At 66.1% G+C, this 18,227-nt stretch carries 16 protein-coding genes; 2 read left to right on the top strand and 14 right to left on the bottom strand.

Annotated features, from left to right (window positions below; translation table 11 throughout):
* Positions 1-88 precede the first annotated feature (88 nt).
* From V3328_RS22095 to V3328_RS22050, 10 genes are all read right to left on the bottom strand, one after another.
* Positions 89-1,225 (bottom strand): C4-dicarboxylate TRAP transporter substrate-binding protein, encoded by a 1,137-nt coding sequence (locus tag V3328_RS22095; RefSeq protein WP_340331892.1) that lies wholly within the window; start codon positions 1,223-1,225, stop codon positions 89-91.
* Positions 1,226-1,247: 22 nt separating this feature from the next.
* Positions 1,248-2,555, bottom strand: a complete 1,308-nt coding sequence (locus tag V3328_RS22090; RefSeq protein WP_340331891.1) for a TRAP transporter large permease — start codon at positions 2,553-2,555, stop codon at positions 1,248-1,250.
* Positions 2,556-2,562: 7 nt separating this feature from the next.
* Positions 2,563-3,033: a TRAP transporter small permease subunit gene (locus V3328_RS22085; protein WP_340331890.1), complete on the bottom strand. Its 471-nt coding sequence runs from the start codon at positions 3,031-3,033 to the stop codon at positions 2,563-2,565.
* A 418-nt stretch (positions 3,034-3,451) separates the two neighbouring features.
* The gene (locus V3328_RS22080) at positions 3,452-4,759 is read right to left on the bottom strand and encodes an NAD(P)/FAD-dependent oxidoreductase (RefSeq protein WP_340331889.1); all 1,308 of its coding nucleotides are present in this window, start codon (positions 4,757-4,759) and stop codon (positions 3,452-3,454) included.
* Complete coding sequence (locus V3328_RS22075) at positions 4,756-6,066, bottom strand: metal-dependent hydrolase family protein (RefSeq protein WP_340331888.1); 1,311 nt, start codon at positions 6,064-6,066, stop codon at positions 4,756-4,758. The genes V3328_RS22080 and V3328_RS22075 overlap by 4 nt, the downstream gene beginning before the upstream one ends.
* A 10-nt stretch (positions 6,067-6,076) precedes the next feature.
* Positions 6,077-7,093, bottom strand: a complete 1,017-nt coding sequence (locus V3328_RS22070) for a TRAP transporter substrate-binding protein (protein WP_340331887.1) — start codon at positions 7,091-7,093, stop codon at positions 6,077-6,079.
* A 48-nt stretch (positions 7,094-7,141) separates the two neighbouring features.
* Positions 7,142-8,437: a TRAP transporter large permease gene (locus V3328_RS22065; RefSeq protein ID WP_340331886.1), complete on the bottom strand. Its 1,296-nt coding sequence runs from the start codon at positions 8,435-8,437 to the stop codon at positions 7,142-7,144.
* Positions 8,438-8,439: 2 nt separating this feature from the next.
* Positions 8,440-8,994 carry a TRAP transporter small permease gene (locus V3328_RS22060; RefSeq protein ID WP_340331885.1) on the bottom strand — a complete coding sequence of 185 codons (555 nt, stop codon included), beginning with the start codon at positions 8,992-8,994 and terminating at the stop codon, positions 8,440-8,442.
* Positions 8,995-9,003: 9 nt separating this feature from the next.
* Positions 9,004-9,993, bottom strand: a complete 990-nt coding sequence (locus V3328_RS22055) for a membrane dipeptidase (RefSeq protein WP_340331884.1) — start codon at positions 9,991-9,993, stop codon at positions 9,004-9,006.
* The gene (locus V3328_RS22050) at positions 9,990-10,622 is read right to left on the bottom strand and encodes a TetR/AcrR family transcriptional regulator (protein ID WP_340331883.1); all 633 of its coding nucleotides are present in this window, start codon (positions 10,620-10,622) and stop codon (positions 9,990-9,992) included. The genes V3328_RS22055 and V3328_RS22050 overlap by 4 nt, the downstream gene beginning before the upstream one ends.
* A gap of 333 nt (positions 10,623-10,955) precedes the next feature.
* Here V3328_RS22050 and V3328_RS22045 point away from each other — a divergent pair, with 333 nt between their 5' ends.
* A complete protein-coding gene (locus V3328_RS22045; RefSeq protein WP_340331882.1) occupies positions 10,956-11,807 on the top strand; it encodes an alpha/beta hydrolase in 852 nt (283 codons plus the stop codon).
* Positions 11,808-11,832: 25 nt separating this feature from the next.
* Positions 11,833-13,401: an ABC transporter substrate-binding protein gene (locus tag V3328_RS22040; RefSeq protein WP_340331881.1), complete on the top strand. Its 1,569-nt coding sequence runs from the start codon at positions 11,833-11,835 to the stop codon at positions 13,399-13,401.
* Between the two features lie 107 nt (positions 13,402-13,508).
* Here V3328_RS22040 and V3328_RS22035 read toward each other — a convergent pair whose 3' ends face one another.
* Genes V3328_RS22035 through V3328_RS22020 form a run of 4 tightly spaced genes read right to left on the bottom strand, consistent with a single transcriptional unit; the run spans position 13,509 to position 18,109 of the window.
* Positions 13,509-15,167 (bottom strand): ABC transporter ATP-binding protein, encoded by a 1,659-nt coding sequence (locus V3328_RS22035; protein WP_340331880.1) that lies wholly within the window; start codon positions 15,165-15,167, stop codon positions 13,509-13,511.
* Positions 15,164-15,976, bottom strand: a complete 813-nt coding sequence (locus V3328_RS22030; protein WP_340331937.1) for an ABC transporter permease — start codon at positions 15,974-15,976, stop codon at positions 15,164-15,166. Before V3328_RS22030 ends, V3328_RS22035 begins: the two co-directional genes overlap by 4 nt.
* Before the next feature lie 17 nt (positions 15,977-15,993).
* A complete protein-coding gene (locus V3328_RS22025; protein WP_340331879.1) occupies positions 15,994-16,935 on the bottom strand; it encodes an ABC transporter permease in 942 nt (313 codons plus the stop codon).
* A gap of 43 nt (positions 16,936-16,978) precedes the next feature.
* Positions 16,979-18,109, bottom strand: a complete 1,131-nt coding sequence (locus V3328_RS22020; protein ID WP_340331878.1) for a C45 family autoproteolytic acyltransferase/hydrolase — start codon at positions 18,107-18,109, stop codon at positions 16,979-16,981.
* Between the last annotated feature and the right edge of the window lie 118 nt (positions 18,110-18,227).

Raw genomic sequence — 18,227 nt, 5'->3', positions numbered from 1 at the left:
ACACTGGCTGCCGGCGGCATCGGACGGACAGCCCGCCGGTGACCCGGCGGGCTGCCTCCTGTCGCGATGTCGCGGGTTCGGCCGCCTATCAGTCGGACATGCCGTACGTGTCGACGTCGATCTTCGAGAAGATGTGCTCGTTCAGCAGCGCGACGATCGCGTCCTGATCCTGAAGGTCGACGCCGGCAAGGCGCTCCTTCCAGGCCTCCTGGCGGGCCAGGAAGTCCTCCAGCAGGGCGTCCGGCGGATCGATGTGGAACCGCTCGGCCGTGGCGGCAGGCAGCTCGCTGAGGAAGTTCGCGTTGAACCGGGCCAGCGCATCGGCCAGGTCGCTCTCGGGCGGCGCGACCTTCACACCCTGCGCCCGCGATCCTTCGATCCCCTCGTTGCCCTGAACCTCGTAGCCGATTTCCATCCGCGCCAGCGCGAGGATCATCTGATCCATCAGGATCCTGCGGTCCTCCACCGGCAGGCCACGCCAGAACGACTTGTTGTAGACCCAACTCGCACCGATGATGATGCCCACCGGCAGTTCCGTGACGTCGCTGGCCACCTCCGCCAGCTTCGGCCCGACGATCAATGTCGTCGGATCGACCAGTGCGCAGTCGAGCGATCCCCGCTGAAGGCCGGTATAGACTTCCGAGAACGGCACGCTGACGGCGATGCCGCCGATCTTCTCGACGAAATCCACCTGGGCCGCGCCGGCGGTGCGGAACTTCTTGCCGGCCGCCTGGCTCAGGTCGAAGACCGGGCTGGCACAGACGAAATTGTAGATCGCCGTGGCAAAGCCCGGTCCGACCACGACACCGTTCGCCGCCCACTCCGCATAGACGTCAGGGTTGGTCATGATGAGATCGGTGTAGGCGAAGGCCGCCGCATAGTGGTCGTCCGACACGAAGGAGGCATCGATCAGGACGTTGTTCAGCGGCAGCTCGGCCGGCTGGTAGCCCGGGTAGACGATGCCGACCTGGGCGACGCCGTCCGCCACGCCGCTCATCGTAGCCTTCGGCGGAAGAAGGGTTCCGCCATTGTAGACCTCAAACGACACCCGTCCGTCGGTCGCCTTTGCGACGGCCTCCTGCCATTCCATGTACGGAAAGTGGGAGAGGAGATGGGTCGGCGCGAACCATGTCGATGCCGTGTAGTTTTCCGCGCTGCCGACGCCCGGCCACATGCCCAGGGCCATGACGGCCAGGCCGCCCGCGATAGTCCGTGTCGCTTTCATGTCATTTCCTCCGGTTGATGGATTATTTCGAGAGTGCGGGAAGCCACAGGCTGATGACCGGGAAGGCGATCAGCAGGGCGAGGGTCACCAGGTCCGCGGCGAGGAACCACGTGGTGCCGCGGAAAATCTGGCCGAGGCTCACGCGGTCTCCCAGAGCCCCCTTTATGACGTAGACGTTCAGCCCGACCGGCGGTGTCACCAGGCCGATCTCGAGCAGCTTGACGCAGATGACGCCGAACCAGATCAGGTCGATCCCGGCGCTGTGATAGAGCGGCAGCAGCAGCGGCAGCGTGAGCAGCATCAGCGACACGCTTTCCAGGAACATGCCGAGGAAGACGTAGATCACGCTGGTCAGGACCACGAGGAGGATCGGGCGCTCGATGGCGAAGGCCAGCAGGTCGGTGAGCTCCCCGGCCATGCCGCTCAGCGCCACGAAGCGGGCGAAGATCGAGGCGCCGACAATCACCACGAAGATGCTTGCCGTGCCGGCGATAGTGTCGACTACCGACTTGGAGAATATGCGGACGGTCAGCGATCTGCGCGCCATCGCGATCAGCGCGGCGATCAGCGCGCCGAGCGCACCTGCTTCGGTGGGCGTGACGATGCCGGCGAAGATGCTGCCGATCACCAGTGCGATCAGCAGCGGCAGGGGCCAGATATCCAGGACCGCCGCCAGCTTCTCCTGGCGGGTGACGATCACGTCCGTGCGCGGCGCCAGATCGGGCCTGGCCACCACGCGGAAGGTAATCAGCAGGATGAAGACGAGCGCCGACAGGATGCCCGGGACGACGCCGGCGAGGAACAGCTTGCCGATCGAGACCTCGGCGAAGATGCCGAACAGGATCATCAGGATGCTCGGCGGTATCAGCGCACCGAGCGTTCCGGCGACGGCGACGCTGCCGCAGGCGAGGCCCCGGTCGTAGTGGGCGTCCAGCATCTCGGGGATCGCGATGCGCGAGAACGACGCCGCAGTGGCAACCGACGAACCCGACGCAGCGGCAAACAGCGCCGAGGCCACCACCGTCGCCGACGCCAGCCCTCCCGGCACCCGGTTCAGGAAGATGCGCGCTGCCTGGAACAGTCCCCTCGTCAGGCCGGCTTCGGAAGCGAGGAAGCCCATCAGCAGGAACATCGGGATGGCGCTCAGATTCCAGTCGCCGATCAGTTCGAAGGGGACGTTGGAGGCGATCGACCACGCGGCCTTGATGCTGGTCAGGACCGCGATGCCGACGAATCCCACGGTGGCGAGGACCACGCCGACGGGCACCCGGAAGAGGATGAAGACAATTGTCAGGGCGACCCCGACGAAGCCGATGTCGACGCGGTCCATCCGGCGCCTAGTCCTTCCTGCCGGAGAGGGCTGCGACCTGCCGCAGCACGACGACTGCGGCGGCCAGCAGGCACCCGGCGGGCAGGAAGAACCGGCTGGGCCAGACCTGGAACTCGCGGCTGCCGAGCACGACCTCGCGCACCGCCATGGACTTCATCGCCGCCTCGAAGGTTGTCCAGGCGAAGACCAGGTAGAAGGCGAGCGTCATCAGCAGCGCGATGATGCGGCTCGCCAGCTTCAGCCGCGGCCCGAACCGCTCATAGAGAACATCGACGGCGATCGTGTCGCCCCGCTTCTCCACCAGCGGGAGCGCCATGAAGACCAGCACGATCATGTAGTAGGAAGCCACCACCTCGGCGGTGCCAGGGACCGGCATGCCGAACAGAAACTTGCCGATGATGTCGACGCTGACCTGCAGGAGCATCAGGACGGCCGCGAGCCACGAGAAGCACGTCGCCACACCCGCGAGCGCGCTCATCCTATCGTCTCGCCCGCGCGATCGGGTCCGGCGGCATGTCAGGCGCGCGGCACCGGGCGCTCGCCGTCAGGTAACGGCCCGCCGACGGACCGACCGGGCGCTCGCAAGGTGCGAGGGTGCTGGACCGCCCGATACACGCCGACGCGCACCCAGGCTCGCCATCGATGGAGCTGCGCAAGATGTCCTCCCGGAACCCGGATCTCTTTTTTGCGCAGCTAACGGGCAACTGGTACCAGTTGGAAAGGTACAATTGTCAAAAACAGTCACCAACTGTACCCAAACCTGGTCGGGTAGAGAAAGGTCGGCGGGTCTCGTCCGGGCTGGGCAGTCTGCGGAATTCCGAGTGCCCCGGCCCGTCGCGGGACGTGATCGACCCGTCCGGCGGCGACCGGGATTGCCCCGGTCGGTGCTATCCTCGTCAGCCCAGAACGGAAAAGCTGGATTCGGTGTTGATAGGGCGCTTGCGGGAATAGAAGCCGGTATCGATCGTCCGCCCGATCCGCGGCAGCCTGAACTGCAGCGGCGAGGCGTCGTGGTCGTTGCCGTTCTCGCAGTACTCGACCAGCGCCGCCATCATCTTTCCGGCGATCGGCGCGTTCTTGTACTGGTTGCCGCTGGTGCCGCAGGCCATGTAGAAGCCGGGCAGCAGCGATCGGTCGTAGATCGGGATCCAGTCGTCGGTGACGTCGTAGAGGTCGACGACGCCGCGCGATCTCGACGGGATCCCGAGCGAAGGGACTCGCTGGCCGAGGCGCATCGCCTGCACCTGCCACTGGTCGGTGAAGCTGCGGTCGTAGTCCGTGTCGTCCTCGACCCAGACATGGGGGTCGCAGGGCGGATCCTCCGAGCCGATCAGGATGTTGTTGCCCAGTTCAGGCCGGCAGTAGCAGGAGATGTCGCTGTCGGAGACGACGAAGCCGTTCTCGTAGAAGTCGAACCCGGCCGGCGCCGGCACGTGACAGACTTCCTGCCGCAGCGCCCGCGTCGTGATCGTCATGTCGTCGAGCACGCCGGCCATGGCGTTGATGCGGGCGGAGGCGGGACCGGCGACGTTGATGACGACCGGCGCATGGATCTCCTCGCCGGACGACAGCCGCACGCCCATCGTGCGACCGGCATTCTCCAGTATCTCGGTGACCGTCGACCGGTAGAGAAACTGCGCTCCCTTCTGCGCCGCCGCATAGGCCAGGTTCTGCGCAGACAGGGCCGGATCGGTGACGTAGCCCGCCGTCGGCCAGAACACGCCCCCTGAAATCTCGCCGCCCGTCGGCTCGCCGAAGCCGGGCTGGTCGGGTCGCTTGGCCGGATGAAAGTGCTCCAGTTCGAAGAACGGCAGCCGTCGCCTGATCTCCGCCTGAACCCATTGCTCGAACGGACAGTCGAGGGCCCGGCTGTTTTCCATGTGCTTCTCGAGATGGCCGTTCATGCCGGTCTGCAGCACGAGACAGCCGGTTTCGCGGAACGTCGCCAGGCCGTTCGGATCGGCCGCCTCGAGATAGTCCGCCCAGTCGCGCCAGTAGAAGTACCCCTCGTAGGCGAAGGCCGTGCCGTCGAGCGTAGAATAGTGCATCCGGATGATGGCGCACGAACCAGACGTCGAGCCGTGCCCGGCCTGGGCGTTGCGATCGACCGACACGGTCCTGTAGCCGAGCCTGGCAAGCTCGAGGGCGGTGGCCGCACCGATGACGCCGGCACCGATGATGATGACGTCCGCTGTCCGTGTCATGGGTTGGCTTCCAGCCGGTTGCGATGGAACTGGCCGCCCTTCATCACGATCGGGATGTGCGCGCCGTCGTCCTCCATCAGCTTGAGATCCTCCAGCGGATTTCCGTCGACCACGATGATGTCGGCATAGGCGTCGGCGGCGATGGTGCCGAGGTCGCCCTTCGCGCCGATGATCTCGGCGTTCATTCCGGTCGCCTGGTGCAGGATCTCGAAATTCGAGAACACCGGCGCCCGCAGCGAGAACTCGATGCACTGCATCGGCTGGATCGCGCCGATCAGGTCGGTGCCGAAGCCGACCTTCACGCCGGCATCCTTCATGTGGTTCAGCCGCTCGATAGCCTCACCCTTGATCCGGTCAATCTTGGCGATGGATTCCGGCGGGTAGCCGAACAGCTCGCCCTTCTCGGCAAGGCCGGCGATGACGGCAAGGGTCGGCACGATGTAGGTGCCCCTGTCGGCGGCCATCCGTGCGGTGTCGGGCTCGATCAGCGTGCCGTGCTCGATGCAGTGGACGCCCAGTTCGACGGCCCGCTTCAGCGCCCGGTCCGGGTGGATGTGCGCCGTGCAGTAGACGAGGTGATTCTCGACCTCCTCGACGATGGCGCGCACCTCGTCGTTGGAGAACTGGATGCCGTCGAGCGGGTCCGACGTGGTCGATGCCCCGCCGGAGCCGCAGAACTTGATGAAGCTCGCCCCGCGGCGCAGGTTCTCGCGAACCACGCGGCGCACGGCGTCGACGCCGTCGACGACGACGCCGAGCGGATTGGCATGGCAGCACCCGCACGCGACCAGATGGTCGTCGCAGGCGTTGAATTCGTGCTGGTGGCGCATGTCGACATGGCCGCCGGTCTGGCTGAGCGCCTTTTCGCAGTAGAACAGCCGCGGCGCCTTGATCAGCCCGTCGCGGATCGCCAGCCACAGCCCGTAGTCGGCCCCGCCGGTATCGCGAACCGAGGTGAAGCCGCGGTCGAGCATGTCGCCGAGCATGTTGGCGGCATGGTGGGCATACATGGTCACCGGCAGGCGCTGCAGCCGGGTGACGTTCATGTCGTAGAAGTAGGCGTGGATGTGGGCATCGATCAGCCCCGGCATCAGCACCCGTCCGCCGCAATCGACGATCTCTGCACCGGCCGGCGGCGGTGCTTCGGAGACGGACTTGATGCGTTCTCCCTCGACGAGAACGGTGGCGTCTTTCAGCCCGTCGTTCAGACCGTCGAAGACCCGCGCGTTGGTGAAGGCGAGCATCGGCATGTTCCTCGAGTGCAGGAAGGGCGCCTCCGCGACGGCCGTCGCGGAGGCCGGTTTCAATCGGCTGCGATCAGCCGTTCAGGGCCTTCTCGATGCGGTCGCAGTATCCGACCGCCTTCTCGCCGAGCGCCTCGCAGTTGGCGCGCCATGCCTTGACGAGTTCCGCCTGGATCGCCTTGCGATCCTCGATCGGCATCGGGTCGAGCATCTCCATGCCGCCCTCGGTGGTGAGCCAGTCGTAGGCCTCCTTCTCCGCCGCACCGACCTTCCAGCGCTCCACCGACTCGTTCCACATATTGTGGCTTTCCTCGGTGAGGATCGCCTTCAGATCATCCGGCAGCTTTTCCCAGGTCGCCTTGTTGACCCCGATCGAGAACGGATAGGCCATCGAGAAGGCGCTGAGATACGAGAAGCAGCAGGTCACCTCGTAGATCGACTGCGACTGCGCATAGGTCGGACCGTACACGGCCCCGTCGACCACCCCGGTTTTCAGCGCCAGATAGAGTTCCGACGAGGGGACCACCTGGGTCGAGACGCCGAGCGCGTTGAACGCCTGCAGCCCGTCCTTGGTGAAGTGGCGGAACTTGATGTCGCGCAGCCCGTCCAGCGTGTTGATCGGCTCGGTCGTCATGACCACGAGGTCGCGCAGCGCCGCGAACGGGGCGCGGTCGATCTGGACGATGTCCCACTTCTCGTCGAGGATCTCCTTGCCGATCTCGTACTGGGCATCGACGACCTTCAGGTTCTCCTCCGGATCGACCATCATGCCGTGCGGCACGAACACCCCCATCAGCGGCTCGTCGCGGGTGACGTAGTAGGGAATGATGCTCATCGCATCCAGCACGCCCTGCTTGAGCACGCGCAGGCTGTCGACGTTCTTGAAGCCGAGCGTCTCGATGGGAACGACCTCGATCTCGAAGCGGCCGTCGGTGCGCTCGGCCACCCGCCTCGCAAGTTCCTCCAGCTCGAGCGTGGTCGGGTCCTGCGGGCCGACCGACGATCCGAGTTTCCATTCCACTTCGGCGGACTGGGCGGCCGACGCCAGGACGGCGAGCGCCGCGGCGAGCGCCAATGTCTTAAGGTTCATGGGTACCTCCACTCTGGTGGGCGTTCTGCCCGGATTGGCCGGCGGACCTCATCGGAAGCCGACGGCATTCGGTAGAAACAGGGCGAGCTGCGGCTCGAGCGTGATCAGCACCAGCGCCGCCAGCATCAGCAGCCAGTAGGGCAGACAGGCGATCGCCGCCTCGCCGAGCGAGACCTCGTTGCGGCTGATTGCCATGATCACGAACAGGTTGATGCCGAGCGGCGGCGTCAGCAGGCCGATCTCGATGACGATGACGAGCACGATGCCGAACCAGACCGGATCGAACCCGAGCCCAGTCACCAGCGGGAAGACGAACGGCAAAGTGATCAGCAGCATCTCGATCGGCCCGAAGAAGCAGCCGAGCACCAGGTACATCGCGTAGATCAGTGTAATGACCACCGGCGGCGGCAGGCCCGCCTCCCCGACCATGGTGATGAGCTGCTTGGGCAGGCCGGTGAGCGCCACGGCCTGCGACAGGACCAGCGCGCCGGCGATGACGAAGGCGAGCGCGCTGAACGTCCTGACAGTCGACTGCAGCGCCGCCCAGACCCTGCCCAGGGTCAGTTCCCGGTACAGCAACGCCAGGACGATGGCGGTGGCGATGCCGAGCGCCGCGGCCTCCGTCGGCGTGGCGAGGCCAAGGAATATCGTGCCGAGGATGGCGAAGATCAGGATCGCGAAGGGCCAGGCTTCCAGGGACTTGAGCAGCGCGCCGCCCAGCGACATGCCCTCGGCCACATCCGGCACCATCGCGGGCCTCAGCCGTACCATCACGCCGATGAAGATCATGAACATCGTCGCCAGCAGGATCCCCGGCACGATGCCGGCGATGAACAGCGCACCGACCGATACGTTCTGCCAGGCGCCGTAGACGATGAGGGCGATCGACGGTGGGATCAGGATGCCGAGCGTGCCGCCGGCCGCGATCGTGCCGACGACGGCACGCTGGTCGTAGCCCCGCCGCTTCAGCTCGTCATAGGCGATCGAGCCGACCACGGCCGTGGTCGCCGTGGACGAGCCGCTGATCGCGCTGAACACGGTGCACGCGCCGATATTGGTCTGCAGCAGCTTGCCCGGCAGCCGCTCGAACCCCGGCGAGATCGCCCCGTAGATGCGCTGCGCCAGGCCCGACTGGCCCAGTATCTCTCCCAGCAGGATGAATGCCGGCACCGCCGTGAAGGTGAAGCTGTTGAAGGTGTTCCACAGCGAATTGCCGAGGACGCTGAAGTTTCCGCCGAAGGCGAAATACAGCACGATCAGCCCGAGCGCCGCGATCGTCGTCGCCAGCATGGTGCCGGTCAGCAGGGCGAACAGGACGGCAGCGACGAGGGCGACGGTCAGCATCCCTAGATCCCCTCCTCCGCCCCGTTGTCCTCGGCCTCGCGGACGGGAACGCCCCTGAGGGTGCGCTCGAGGTCGACGACGAAGCGCGCCGCCACCGCCAGCGCCAGCACGAACAGTGCGAACGGCAGGATCATCATCCAGGGCCATTCCAGGAGATTGGCGACATAGCTGCGCGCGCCGAACTGGTAGCTCGCCCAGGCGAAGTCGAAGGTCTGCCGGATCAGCACGGCAAGCACCACGAGCGACCCGAGGTGGCCGACCGCCATCGCCCAGCCCTGGAGGCGGCCAGGCAGCCGCCGCCACAGCGGCAGGATCCGGATCTGGCGGCCCTCGGTGAACCCTTCGGTCAGCGACAGGAAGGCAACCGCGACAAACAGATAGCCCGCAAGCTCCTCGGTTGCCGGGATCGGCCGCTCCAGCGCGTAGCGCTGGACGGCGGAGAACACGAGGATAGCGACGATCGCGGCGACGGAGAGCGCGGAAGCGATCGCCAGCAGCCGGCCAAGTCCCCGGGTCGATGCATCGGCCAGGCCCGCAATCCGCGCCAGGAGTTCCATCCGCGCGCCCTACTTCCAGACCGTCCGGGCGAGCCGCAGCCAGTTCTCGCCGAGCACGCCGCGTATGGCGGCCTCGGGATAGCCGGCGCGCAGCATGCGCTCGGTAAGCTCCGGCAACTGCTCGGGCCGGGAGACCCGAAGATCGACCTCGTAGTTCTGGCCGGTCGGGTACTTGGCGGCGTTCGCGCGGACATTGGCGGTGAGCACCTCGGGTTCCGAGACGCTGTCGAGTCCGATCCCCACGTGGTCGGCGCCGACGAGCTGGACCCAGTGATCGACATGGCGGAACAGCGCCTCGGTAGAGGGATCGTTGTCGCCGAGAAAGATGCCGATGCCGTTGATGCCGACGACGCCGCCGGTGCGGGCGCAGGCACGAGCCATCTCGTCGGCGATGTTGCGCTGATGCTCCTGCAGCGCGCTGGCGTTGGAATGAGAATAGATGACCGGCGAGGTCGACGCCTCGAACACGTCGAGGCTGGTGCGATGGCCGGTATGGGTGCAGTCGACGATCATGCCGACCCGGTTCATCTCGGCGACGAGCTCGAGTCCGAACCGCGACAGACCGGCATCGGTGCGCTCATGGCAGCCGTCGCCGACGTGGTTCTTCTGGTTGTAGGCCATCAGCGCGTGGCGGACACCGAGCTTGTAGAAGACCTCGACAAGCCCGATATCGCGCTCGAACGGCGCCGTGCCCTGGAAGTGGAAGCCGACGGCGAGCTTGCCCTCGGCCTTGGCCTCCGCGACGTCGTCGGCCCGTTCGAGGATCGCGTATCGGTCCGGATTGTCGCGCAGGTAGTGCCGCCATGCCGAAAGGCTTGCGACCGCGGCGGCAGCCGTCTCGGTGTCTGATGCCGCGGTGATCGAGACGGCGTCGTAGCCGCTCGCCTTCATCCGGACCAGCGCGTCGTGATGGGCGGCCCGAGAGCCGCAGGTGGGCGTTGCCGGGAACGTGTTGTCCCAGACGATCGCATCGCGATGCAGTTCGGCGGCGTCGGTCACGGGCGCTCCCTCTCTTCGCTCTTCAGGGCCGCCTCGAAGCCTTCCCGAACCATCGTGCGGGCGCGCTCAAGCGCCGCGTCGTCGAGACGCGTCTCGCGCTGGTAGAGCCGGTGCACCGCGTATCCGCGCAGGTAGTCCATCATGTCGTGAGCGATCTCCAGCAGGGTTTCGGCAGGCAGGTCGACGTCGGAGAATTCGCGGGGCAGGAACGAACGAAGGCTGGTCAGCAGGTTCTGCCGGTGACGGGCCACGAACAGCATCAGCTCCTCGTCGTGCCGGGTCGCCAGCAGGATCTCGAGGATCGCGAAGTACCTGTCGTCCCCGTAGATGCTCCAGTAGTGGTCGACCAGGCGACCTATGCGATCTTCCAGTGGCAGTCGCGCCGGCCCCCTCGGCGGCGCCGCGTCGGCGAAGCTCCGGAACAGCTCTTCGACCACCGCGGTCATCAGGCCCTGCTTGGAGCCGAAATTGTGCTGGATCGCGCCCGTCGTCACGCCGGCGCGGCGACAGATTTCCTGAACGTTCGCCCCCGCATACCCCATGTCCATCAGGCACTCGATTGCGCCGTCGATGAGTTTGCGGCGTGTCTCCGCGCGCCTCTCGTGCTGCTTCTGTCTTGGCTGCGCCACCCGGCCACCTTTTACATAAATGACGTTATGTATGTTATTTCATATGCGGTCGCCCGGTCCGTGTCCACCTGTATTTTTGCCCTGACGGAATCCCCGATCCGCCCGCCGGCGCGAGGCCGAGACGACGGGGCGGCCATCGAACCACGTTTCCCGGGCCGGATTTTATTTGTTCATAACTCCGGCAGGGCGACCAGACGCGTTTCCCATACTGCACCAAGGGTTTACCCACTGATCAGGCTAGGCTGACCGCCGCGCAGCGGCGTCAGATTATGCTTTTCGTGCACACAAAATTATGCAAGCCTGATCGATATCGAGCGTGGGGATCGGAACTGAATGGCGCGACCGGCAGGACACGGAAAGCATCTCTCCTACTACGATTTCGGCCGTACGACGGTATTTGCGAGCCGCGAGGATTCGCGCTTTTCGTACTGCGCCTATGTCCCGGGCGACTACGACGAGGACGGGTCGAAGAGGTATCCGGTTGCCGTGATCGTGCACGGCACCGAGCGGGGCATGCAGGCATACCGGGACGCCTTTTCGGACTTCGCCGAGAAGAACTCGGTCATCGTTCTGTGCCCCCTGTTTCCCGCGAACATCTGCTTTCCGGGCGACCTCTCCAGCTACAAGATGCTGCGAGATGGCGACCTCCACTACGATGCCGTGCTCCTGTCGATGATCGACGAGCTGAAGGAGAAGTACCGCATCGCCGGCGACAGGGTGCTGATGTACGGCTTCTCCGGCGGCGGACACTTCACGCACCGGTTCCTGTACCTTCATCCGGAGCGGTTGCTCGCCGCCTCGATCGGTGCCCCCGGAGTGGTGACCCTGCTCGATTTCGACCATGACTTCTGGGTCGGGGTCCGCAATTTCGAGGAGGTCTTCGGAAAGCCGATCGACCTCGACGCGGTCAGGCGCGTCCCGGTGCAGATGGTGATCGGCGGCAACGACCGCGAGACCTGGGAGATCACCATCACGCCCAAGGATGCCTGGTGGATGCCCGGCGCCGACGCCGCCGGTCCGGACCGGATCTCCCGCATGCAGGCCCTCAAGGAGAGCTTCGAGCGGCACGGCGTCAGGGTCCGCCACGACATCGTGCCGGGCTTCGCCCATGACGACCGGGGGCTGATCGGCAACGTCAAGGACTTCTTCGAAAGCGCCCTGCAAGAGGCGCGCGCCAGCGAATAGACCATCCTATCAACCGGAGGTGGACATGTTTCCCAGAACTCTCATCCTCGCGGCCGCATTGGGGGCGGCCGCCCTTGCCGCGACGACGGCCAATGCGAGCGAACCGAAGCAGGGTGGCACGCTGGTCATCCGCATGAACGCCGACATTCGCGCGACCGACGGCGTCAATCGCGACTCCAACACCGATACGGTTCTCCACCACATCTTCGAAACCCTGGTCGGGTACCGCGACGACCTCACCATCGGACCGGTGCTCGCCGAGTCCTGGGAGATCTCCGAGGACGGCAGGACCTACACCTTCAAGATCCGCGAAGGGGCGACCTTTCACGACGGCGATCCCGTGACCGCCGCCGACGTCAAGTGGAACTGGGACCGGCGCATGGCGATGGCCGAGGAATGGCGCTGCGCCGACTACTTCAACGGCGCGCAGGGGCTCGAGGTCACCTCGGTCGAGGCGCCGGACGACGAGACCGTCGTCTACACGCTGAAGGACCCCAACGCGCTGTTCCTGACCCAGCTGGCGAACATCCAGTGCAACAACTGGGTCGCGAGCCCCAAGAACGCCGACGCGGACGGCAACTGGATTCCGGACTCGGCGATCGGCAGCGGCCCGTTCACCCTCAAGGAGTGGCGCAAGGGCGAGTACGTCGCGCTGGGCCGCTACGACAACTACGTGCCGCTAGAGGAGCCGAGCAGCGGCTATGCCGGCGCACGGATCCCCTATGTGGACGAAGCCAGGTTCCTCATCATTCCCGACACCGCCGCGGCGGAAGCTGCCCTGTATGGCGGGGAAATCGACGTCCTGCCCGGCTTCGAGGCACAGCGCATCGCCGAAGCCGAGGGGCGCGGAATCGAGGTCCTGCACACCGACGGCCTGTCCTGGACGCCGATCCTGATCCAGACGAACGACGACCTGATGTCGGACGTCAGAATGCGCAAGGCGGTGGCGCACGCAATCGATCTGGATCAGATCGCCAAGACCCGTTCCGACGGGCTGGCGAGCGGCAATCCCTCGGCCGTGGCGCAGGCGAGCGCCTTCTTCGACGAGGACTTCCTCAAGTGGCCCGAGTACGACCCGGCCAAGACCAGGGCCCTGCTGGAGGAGGTCGGCTACAACAACGAGCCGCTGAAGATCCAGACCAACACCAAGTACCAGGGCATGTACGACAACAGCGTGCTGCTGCAGGCGATGCTGGCGGCCGCCGGCATCAACGCAGAGCTCGAGGTGCTCGACTGGCCGGCCCAGCTCGACAACTATCTCGCCGGGAAGTTCCAGCTCCAGTCGTTCGGCTACTCCGCCCGGCTCGATCCTTCGCTGATGTACGGCGTCCTGATCGGCGACAAGGAAAAGGACCCCTGGCGCCAGTGGAGCAACGACGAGGCCTACGACCTCTATCTCAGGTCGACCACGACCAGCGACTTCGAGGAGCGCAAGGCGCTGCTGAAGCAGATCCACGCGCTGATGGCCGAGGACGTGCCGATCCTCGGCATCTACTACGAACCGGTCATCGATGCCGTTACCTCCAACGTCGAGGGATACGCCGCGTGGCCGGGCGACAAGACGCGTGCCTGGGGCGTCTGGCTGACGGAGTGACGGCGGACCTGGCGTGAAGAACGGCGGGTGAGACGTCTCACCCGCCGTTTTGCGTAGCGACGGATTTCCGACCCGACATCGTTACGGCCGGTCGCTCGCGAAGCCTCTCAGGCCGTGTGGCGCTCCGCAGCGCTCTCGCTTCCGCCGGCCGCGAACCGCCGGTCGAGCAGCATGGCCGCGTCGAGGAGCGCCCGCGTATAGGGGTGCTTCGGCCGGTCGAACACCTCGTCGCGCTCGCCCGTCTCGACGATGCGCCCGTCCTGCATGACTGCGACCCGGTCGGCCACCTGCTCGACGGCGCCGAGATCGTGCGACACGAACAGGCAGGCGAAGCCGTAGCGCGATTGCAGGTCGCGGAACAGCGCCAGGATCTGCTTCTGCACCGTCATGTCGAGGGCGGATACCGGCTCATCGGCGACGACGAAGGCGGGACGCCGGACGATCGCGCGGGCGATCGCCACGCGTTGCCGTTGCCCGCCCGACAGCTGGTGCGGCAAGCGTGCGGCGAAATCCTCGCCCAGCCCCACTTCCGCCAGCACCTCGCGGACCCGTGCCGCGCGCTGCCCCCGGTTCATGTCCCGCGCATGGCGGAGCGGCTCGGCGACGATGTCGAAGACCCGCTGTCGAGGGTCCAGGGACGAATACGGATCCTGAAAGATGATCTGCGTGTCGCGTCCCCCGCCGATCTTATCCCGGGGGCGCGTCTCCCCGCCCTCCTCGGCGTGAAATACGATCCGCCCCGCGGTGGGTGCGAGCAGCCCGACGAGCGAGCGGCCGAGCGTGGTCTTGCCCGACCCGGAAGCGCCGACCAGGGCCAGCGTCTCGCCCCTGCGAACCTGCAGCGAGACGCCGTCGACGGCGCGCTTCGGCGGATCCCGTCGGAACATGCGCTGGCGTCCGGGGTAGTCGATGACGATGTCCTCGAGCTCCACCAGGGCCCCCCCGAACGCGTCGCCAGGGCTGCGCGCCGCGCCGCGCCGGGGCAGCGCGTCGACCAGGCGCCTGGTGTAGGCGTTGCGCGGATTGCGCAACACGTCGCCGCTGAGGCCGGTTTCGACGGCCTTGCCGGCCTGCATCACCACCACGCGCCGCGCGTAGTGGGAGACCATTCCGAGATCGTGGCTGATCAGCAGGACCGCCGTGCCGTTCTCTCGCGCCAGTTCCACCATCAGGTCGAGGACTTCGCGTTGCACCAGCGTGTCCAGCGCGGTCGTCGGCTCGTCTGCGATCAGCAGATCCGGCTTCAGCAGCATCACCGAGGCCAGCATGATGCGCTGGCGCATGCCGCCCGAGAACTCGTGCGGATAGGCGGAGAGGCAGCGTTGCGGATCGGGGATCCGGATGCGCTCGAGCATCGCGAGGATGCGATCGCGGATCTCCGCGGCCGGCAACTTCGTATGCAGCCTGAGACCCTCGGCCATCTGCCGGCCGATCGTCATCGAGGGATTGAGCGAAACCATCGGCTCCTGGAAGACCATGCCGATGTGCGCACCGCGAATCCGCCGCAGCCGTGCCGGCGCCATTTTCACCAGGTCCTCACCGGCAAGGCGAATGCGTCCGGAGGCAACGGTCAGCGGCGACGGCAGAAGGTCGAGAATCGCGCGCGCCGCCATGGTCTTGCCCGACCCGGACTCGCCCACCACCGCCACGATCTCGCCGCCTTCGACGACGAGGTCGAGATTGTCGACAATGGCCTCGCCCTTCGCGCCGACCGTCACCTTGAGGCCGGAGATCTCGAGCGTCGGCGCCGTTTCGCGCTCACTCATGTTCGCATCCGCGGATCGAGCCAGTCGCGCAAGGCATCGCCCAGCATGTTGACGCCGAGCAGCGTGATGGAGATGCACAGCCCCGGATATACGATCAGGAACGGCGCCTGGTTGACGTACGGCCGGGCGGTGGAGAGCATGTTTCCCCAGCTCGGCGCGGGCGGCGGCACGCCGAGACCGAGGAAGCTCAAGGCGCTCTCCGCCAGCACGATCCAGCCGAACATCGTGGTGGCCAGCACCAAGAGCGGCGCGATGCAGTTCGGCAGCACGTGCCGCGCCATCGTGAACCATTCGCTGTTGCCCATGACGCGGGACGCCTCGACGAACTCGCGCTCGCGCACCGACATGACGGTGCCGCGGACGACGCGCACCACGACCGGCGTATAGGCGATGCCAAGAGCAATGATGATGCCGCCGCGGCTTGCGCCGAACACGGCCATGATGCCGAGCGCCAGCAGCAGCCCCGGGAAGGCCAGCAGCGCGTCGTTGAACATCATCAGGATCCGGTCGACCCAGCCCCTCAGGTAGCCTGCCGCAACGCCGATGATCACGCCGGCGAAGAGGGCGAACAGATCTGTGGAGAAGGCGATCCAGGCACTCGTGCGCGCGCCGTACATGAGACGGCTCAGGACGTCGCGCCCGAATTCGTCGGCGCCGAGCCAATGCGCAGCCGATGGCCCGGTCAGGCGCGCCGGCAGGTCCAGCGCCAGCGGATCGTAGGGCGCGAGTGCCGGCCCGAAGAGGGCGAGAAAGATCAGGATCCCGGCGATCGCACCGCCGATGAGGCCGTTCAGGCGCAGGCGCGGCAGGTTGAATACCGTCGCGATCATGCCGCAACCCTCGGATCGAGGAGCGGGTAGATGAGGTCGACGATCAGATTGACCACCACGTAGATCAGCGCGACGAACAGCATGCATCCCTGCACGATCGGATAGTCGCGTGCCGATATCGCGTCGATCATCAGCCGCCCGATGCCCGGGATGGTGAAAACGGTTTCGATGACGGCGATGTTGGCCAGCAGGCTGCCGAGGATCAGGCCGATCAGCGTCCAGGTCGGGGCAAAGGCATTCTTGAAGGCGTGCCGCCACATCACCGCCGGCTCCGAGAGGCCCTTGGCCCGGGCGTGGGTGATGTAGTCGAGCCGCGCGACCTCGATTGTGCTGGCCCGGGTCATGCGTGCGACCGGGCCGCTTTCCACCAGCACGAGGGTGGCGACGGGCATGAGGATATACAGCAAGGCGCTGCCGAAGTTCTCGGCGAACGGGACATAGCCGACGATCGGCAGCCATCCCAGGTTCAGCCCGAACACCAGCAGCAGCATCAGGCCGAGCCAGAAGCTCGGGATCGACAGGAACACCGTGGACGTCGCGATCACCGCGAGATCGGTAAACCGGTCCTGGCGCCACGCCGCCAGCATGCCGGCCGGCACCGCGATGAGCGTCGCCAGCGCAACCGCGACGAGGACGATCGTGGCGCTGACGCGAAACCGCTCGACGATCAGCGGCAGCACCGCCTGGCCGGACACGATCGAAAGTCCGAAGTCCCCCCTCACGACGTTGCCGAGCCAGGTAACGAACTGCCATGGTATCGGCTGGTCGAGTCCCAGCCGCTTGTTCATCGCCGCCACGTTTTCCGGGGTCGCGAGATCGCCGAGCATGACCGTCGTCGGGTCGCCCGGCACGAACCGCATCAGGGCGAACACCGTCACGGCGACGATCAGCAGCGTCGGCAGGGCAAACGCCGTCCTGGTCAGGATGAACCGAAGCAACAGTCCCTCTCAGCATCGGCCAGCGGCCGGTCGACCTCCGGTCTCATGCGGCCACGCGCGCGGTTTCGTCCAGTTCGAGCGTATAGCTGGTGAAGGTGCGGTTCAGCGCCGGCAGCGGCGCCACCTCCATCAGCCCGAGCGAGGGTTCCATGACGATCATCGCAACGGTGGCGGACAGGTTTCCGCCCTCCTTTCGCAGCGGCGGCCGGCAGACCGAATAGGGGGTCCCGAAGTCGTCGAACAGCGCGGCCTTCAGGTCGTCCCGGGTGATCCGCCCCAGCCGGCCCGAAAGGTATCCCTGCACCCGCACGTCCCGGTACAGGCTGTCGGGAACCGAGCCCAGTCCGGTCTCCCTGACCTTTGTCTGGGCCACCGCGCTTTGCCAGTGATTGGCGTGAACGATCAATCCGTCCGCGGGATGGATGACGAAGGTCTCGTCGGGCGCACATTCCAGATTGATGGCATAGCCTTCGGCGCTGCTCATCATCATGTTGTTGGAGCCCGACTTCGGGGTCACCGCGATGACGCGCAGGGCCAGTGCGAAATGCGCCGTCTCCAGCGCCCGGCGGCGGATGAGCGGCAGCGGAATGCCCAGTTCCCGGTAGTCGCGATCGCATTCGAGATAGTTCGCCGTAATGGCCAGGCCCGCGGAGTTGAGGCCGCTGCGGGCCAGGCCGCCGGCTTCGGTATAGGTCAGTATGTCCGGGCCGTCATCCCGCCTGATGCGCAGCACGATGCTCGTTTCCGCGCATTCGGCGCGCCAGTCCCAGTTCTGGGCGTGGACCAGATTGCCGTCCGCCGTCACCTGCGGCAGCGCCACCGCGCCGGTGCAGCCGTCGGGATCGTCATCGCGGACCCCCTTCTGCCGGTGCGCGAGCTGCAGCACTTCCGTGCGCGCATTGACCAGCGCCACCATTTCGAACGGACAGCCGGCACCTTCCGCGATCCCGCGAATTTCGTCTACGAGGTCGGGCGCCCACTCTTCCATGCGCGGCACGAAGCCGCCGACGATCGACTCGATCTCGGCCCGGTCGCAGCCGAGCCTGCTCAATTGCTCGGTATAGAGCGACACCGACCGGTTCACGCGCTCGCGGGCGGTTTCGCCGTGGCAACGGCCGCGCTCGCGCGGGGAACCGGCAACTTCAACGAGTGGAATCGGGTCTGTCGTGTGCATCGAAGCCTGGGGCTGTATTGGATCGTCCGGGCAGACTAACGTATTTTGTGCAACTGAAAAGCAAAAAATTGACCGTCTTGGCGTCCGGCGCTTTCCTTTGTCGCGATACCGAATAATG

This window comes from Microbaculum marinum (assembly GCF_037855135.1).
Taxonomy (GTDB): Bacteria; Pseudomonadota; Alphaproteobacteria; order Rhizobiales; family Tepidamorphaceae; genus Microbaculum; species Microbaculum marinum.
The sequence above is the reverse complement of the archived record's forward strand: the minus strand, read 5'-3'. Positions and strand labels throughout refer to the sequence as shown.

Coding starts and splice junctions, on each gene's coding strand:
- V3328_RS22095 (WP_340331892.1), bottom strand. CDS start 1,225: ATGAAAGCGACACGGACTATCGCGGGCGGCCTGGCCGTCATGGCCCTG.
- V3328_RS22090 (WP_340331891.1), bottom strand. CDS start 2,555: ATGGACCGCGTCGACATCGGCTTCGTCGGGGTCGCCCTGACAATTGTC.
- V3328_RS22085 (WP_340331890.1), bottom strand. CDS start 3,033: ATGAGCGCGCTCGCGGGTGTGGCGACGTGCTTCTCGTGGCTCGCGGCC.
- V3328_RS22080 (WP_340331889.1), bottom strand. CDS start 4,759: ATGACACGGACAGCGGACGTCATCATCATCGGTGCCGGCGTCATCGGT.
- V3328_RS22070 (WP_340331887.1), bottom strand. CDS start 7,093: ATGAACCTTAAGACATTGGCGCTCGCCGCGGCGCTCGCCGTCCTGGCG.
- V3328_RS22065 (WP_340331886.1), bottom strand. CDS start 8,437: ATGCTGACCGTCGCCCTCGTCGCTGCCGTCCTGTTCGCCCTGCTGACC.
- V3328_RS22060 (WP_340331885.1), bottom strand. CDS start 8,994: ATGGAACTCCTGGCGCGGATTGCGGGCCTGGCCGATGCATCGACCCGG.
- V3328_RS22045 (WP_340331882.1), top strand. CDS start 10,956: ATGGCGCGACCGGCAGGACACGGAAAGCATCTCTCCTACTACGATTTC.
- V3328_RS22040 (WP_340331881.1), top strand. CDS start 11,833: ATGTTTCCCAGAACTCTCATCCTCGCGGCCGCATTGGGGGCGGCCGCC.
- V3328_RS22035 (WP_340331880.1), bottom strand. CDS start 15,167: ATGAGTGAGCGCGAAACGGCGCCGACGCTCGAGATCTCCGGCCTCAAG.
- V3328_RS22020 (WP_340331878.1), bottom strand. CDS start 18,109: ATGCACACGACAGACCCGATTCCACTCGTTGAAGTTGCCGGTTCCCCG.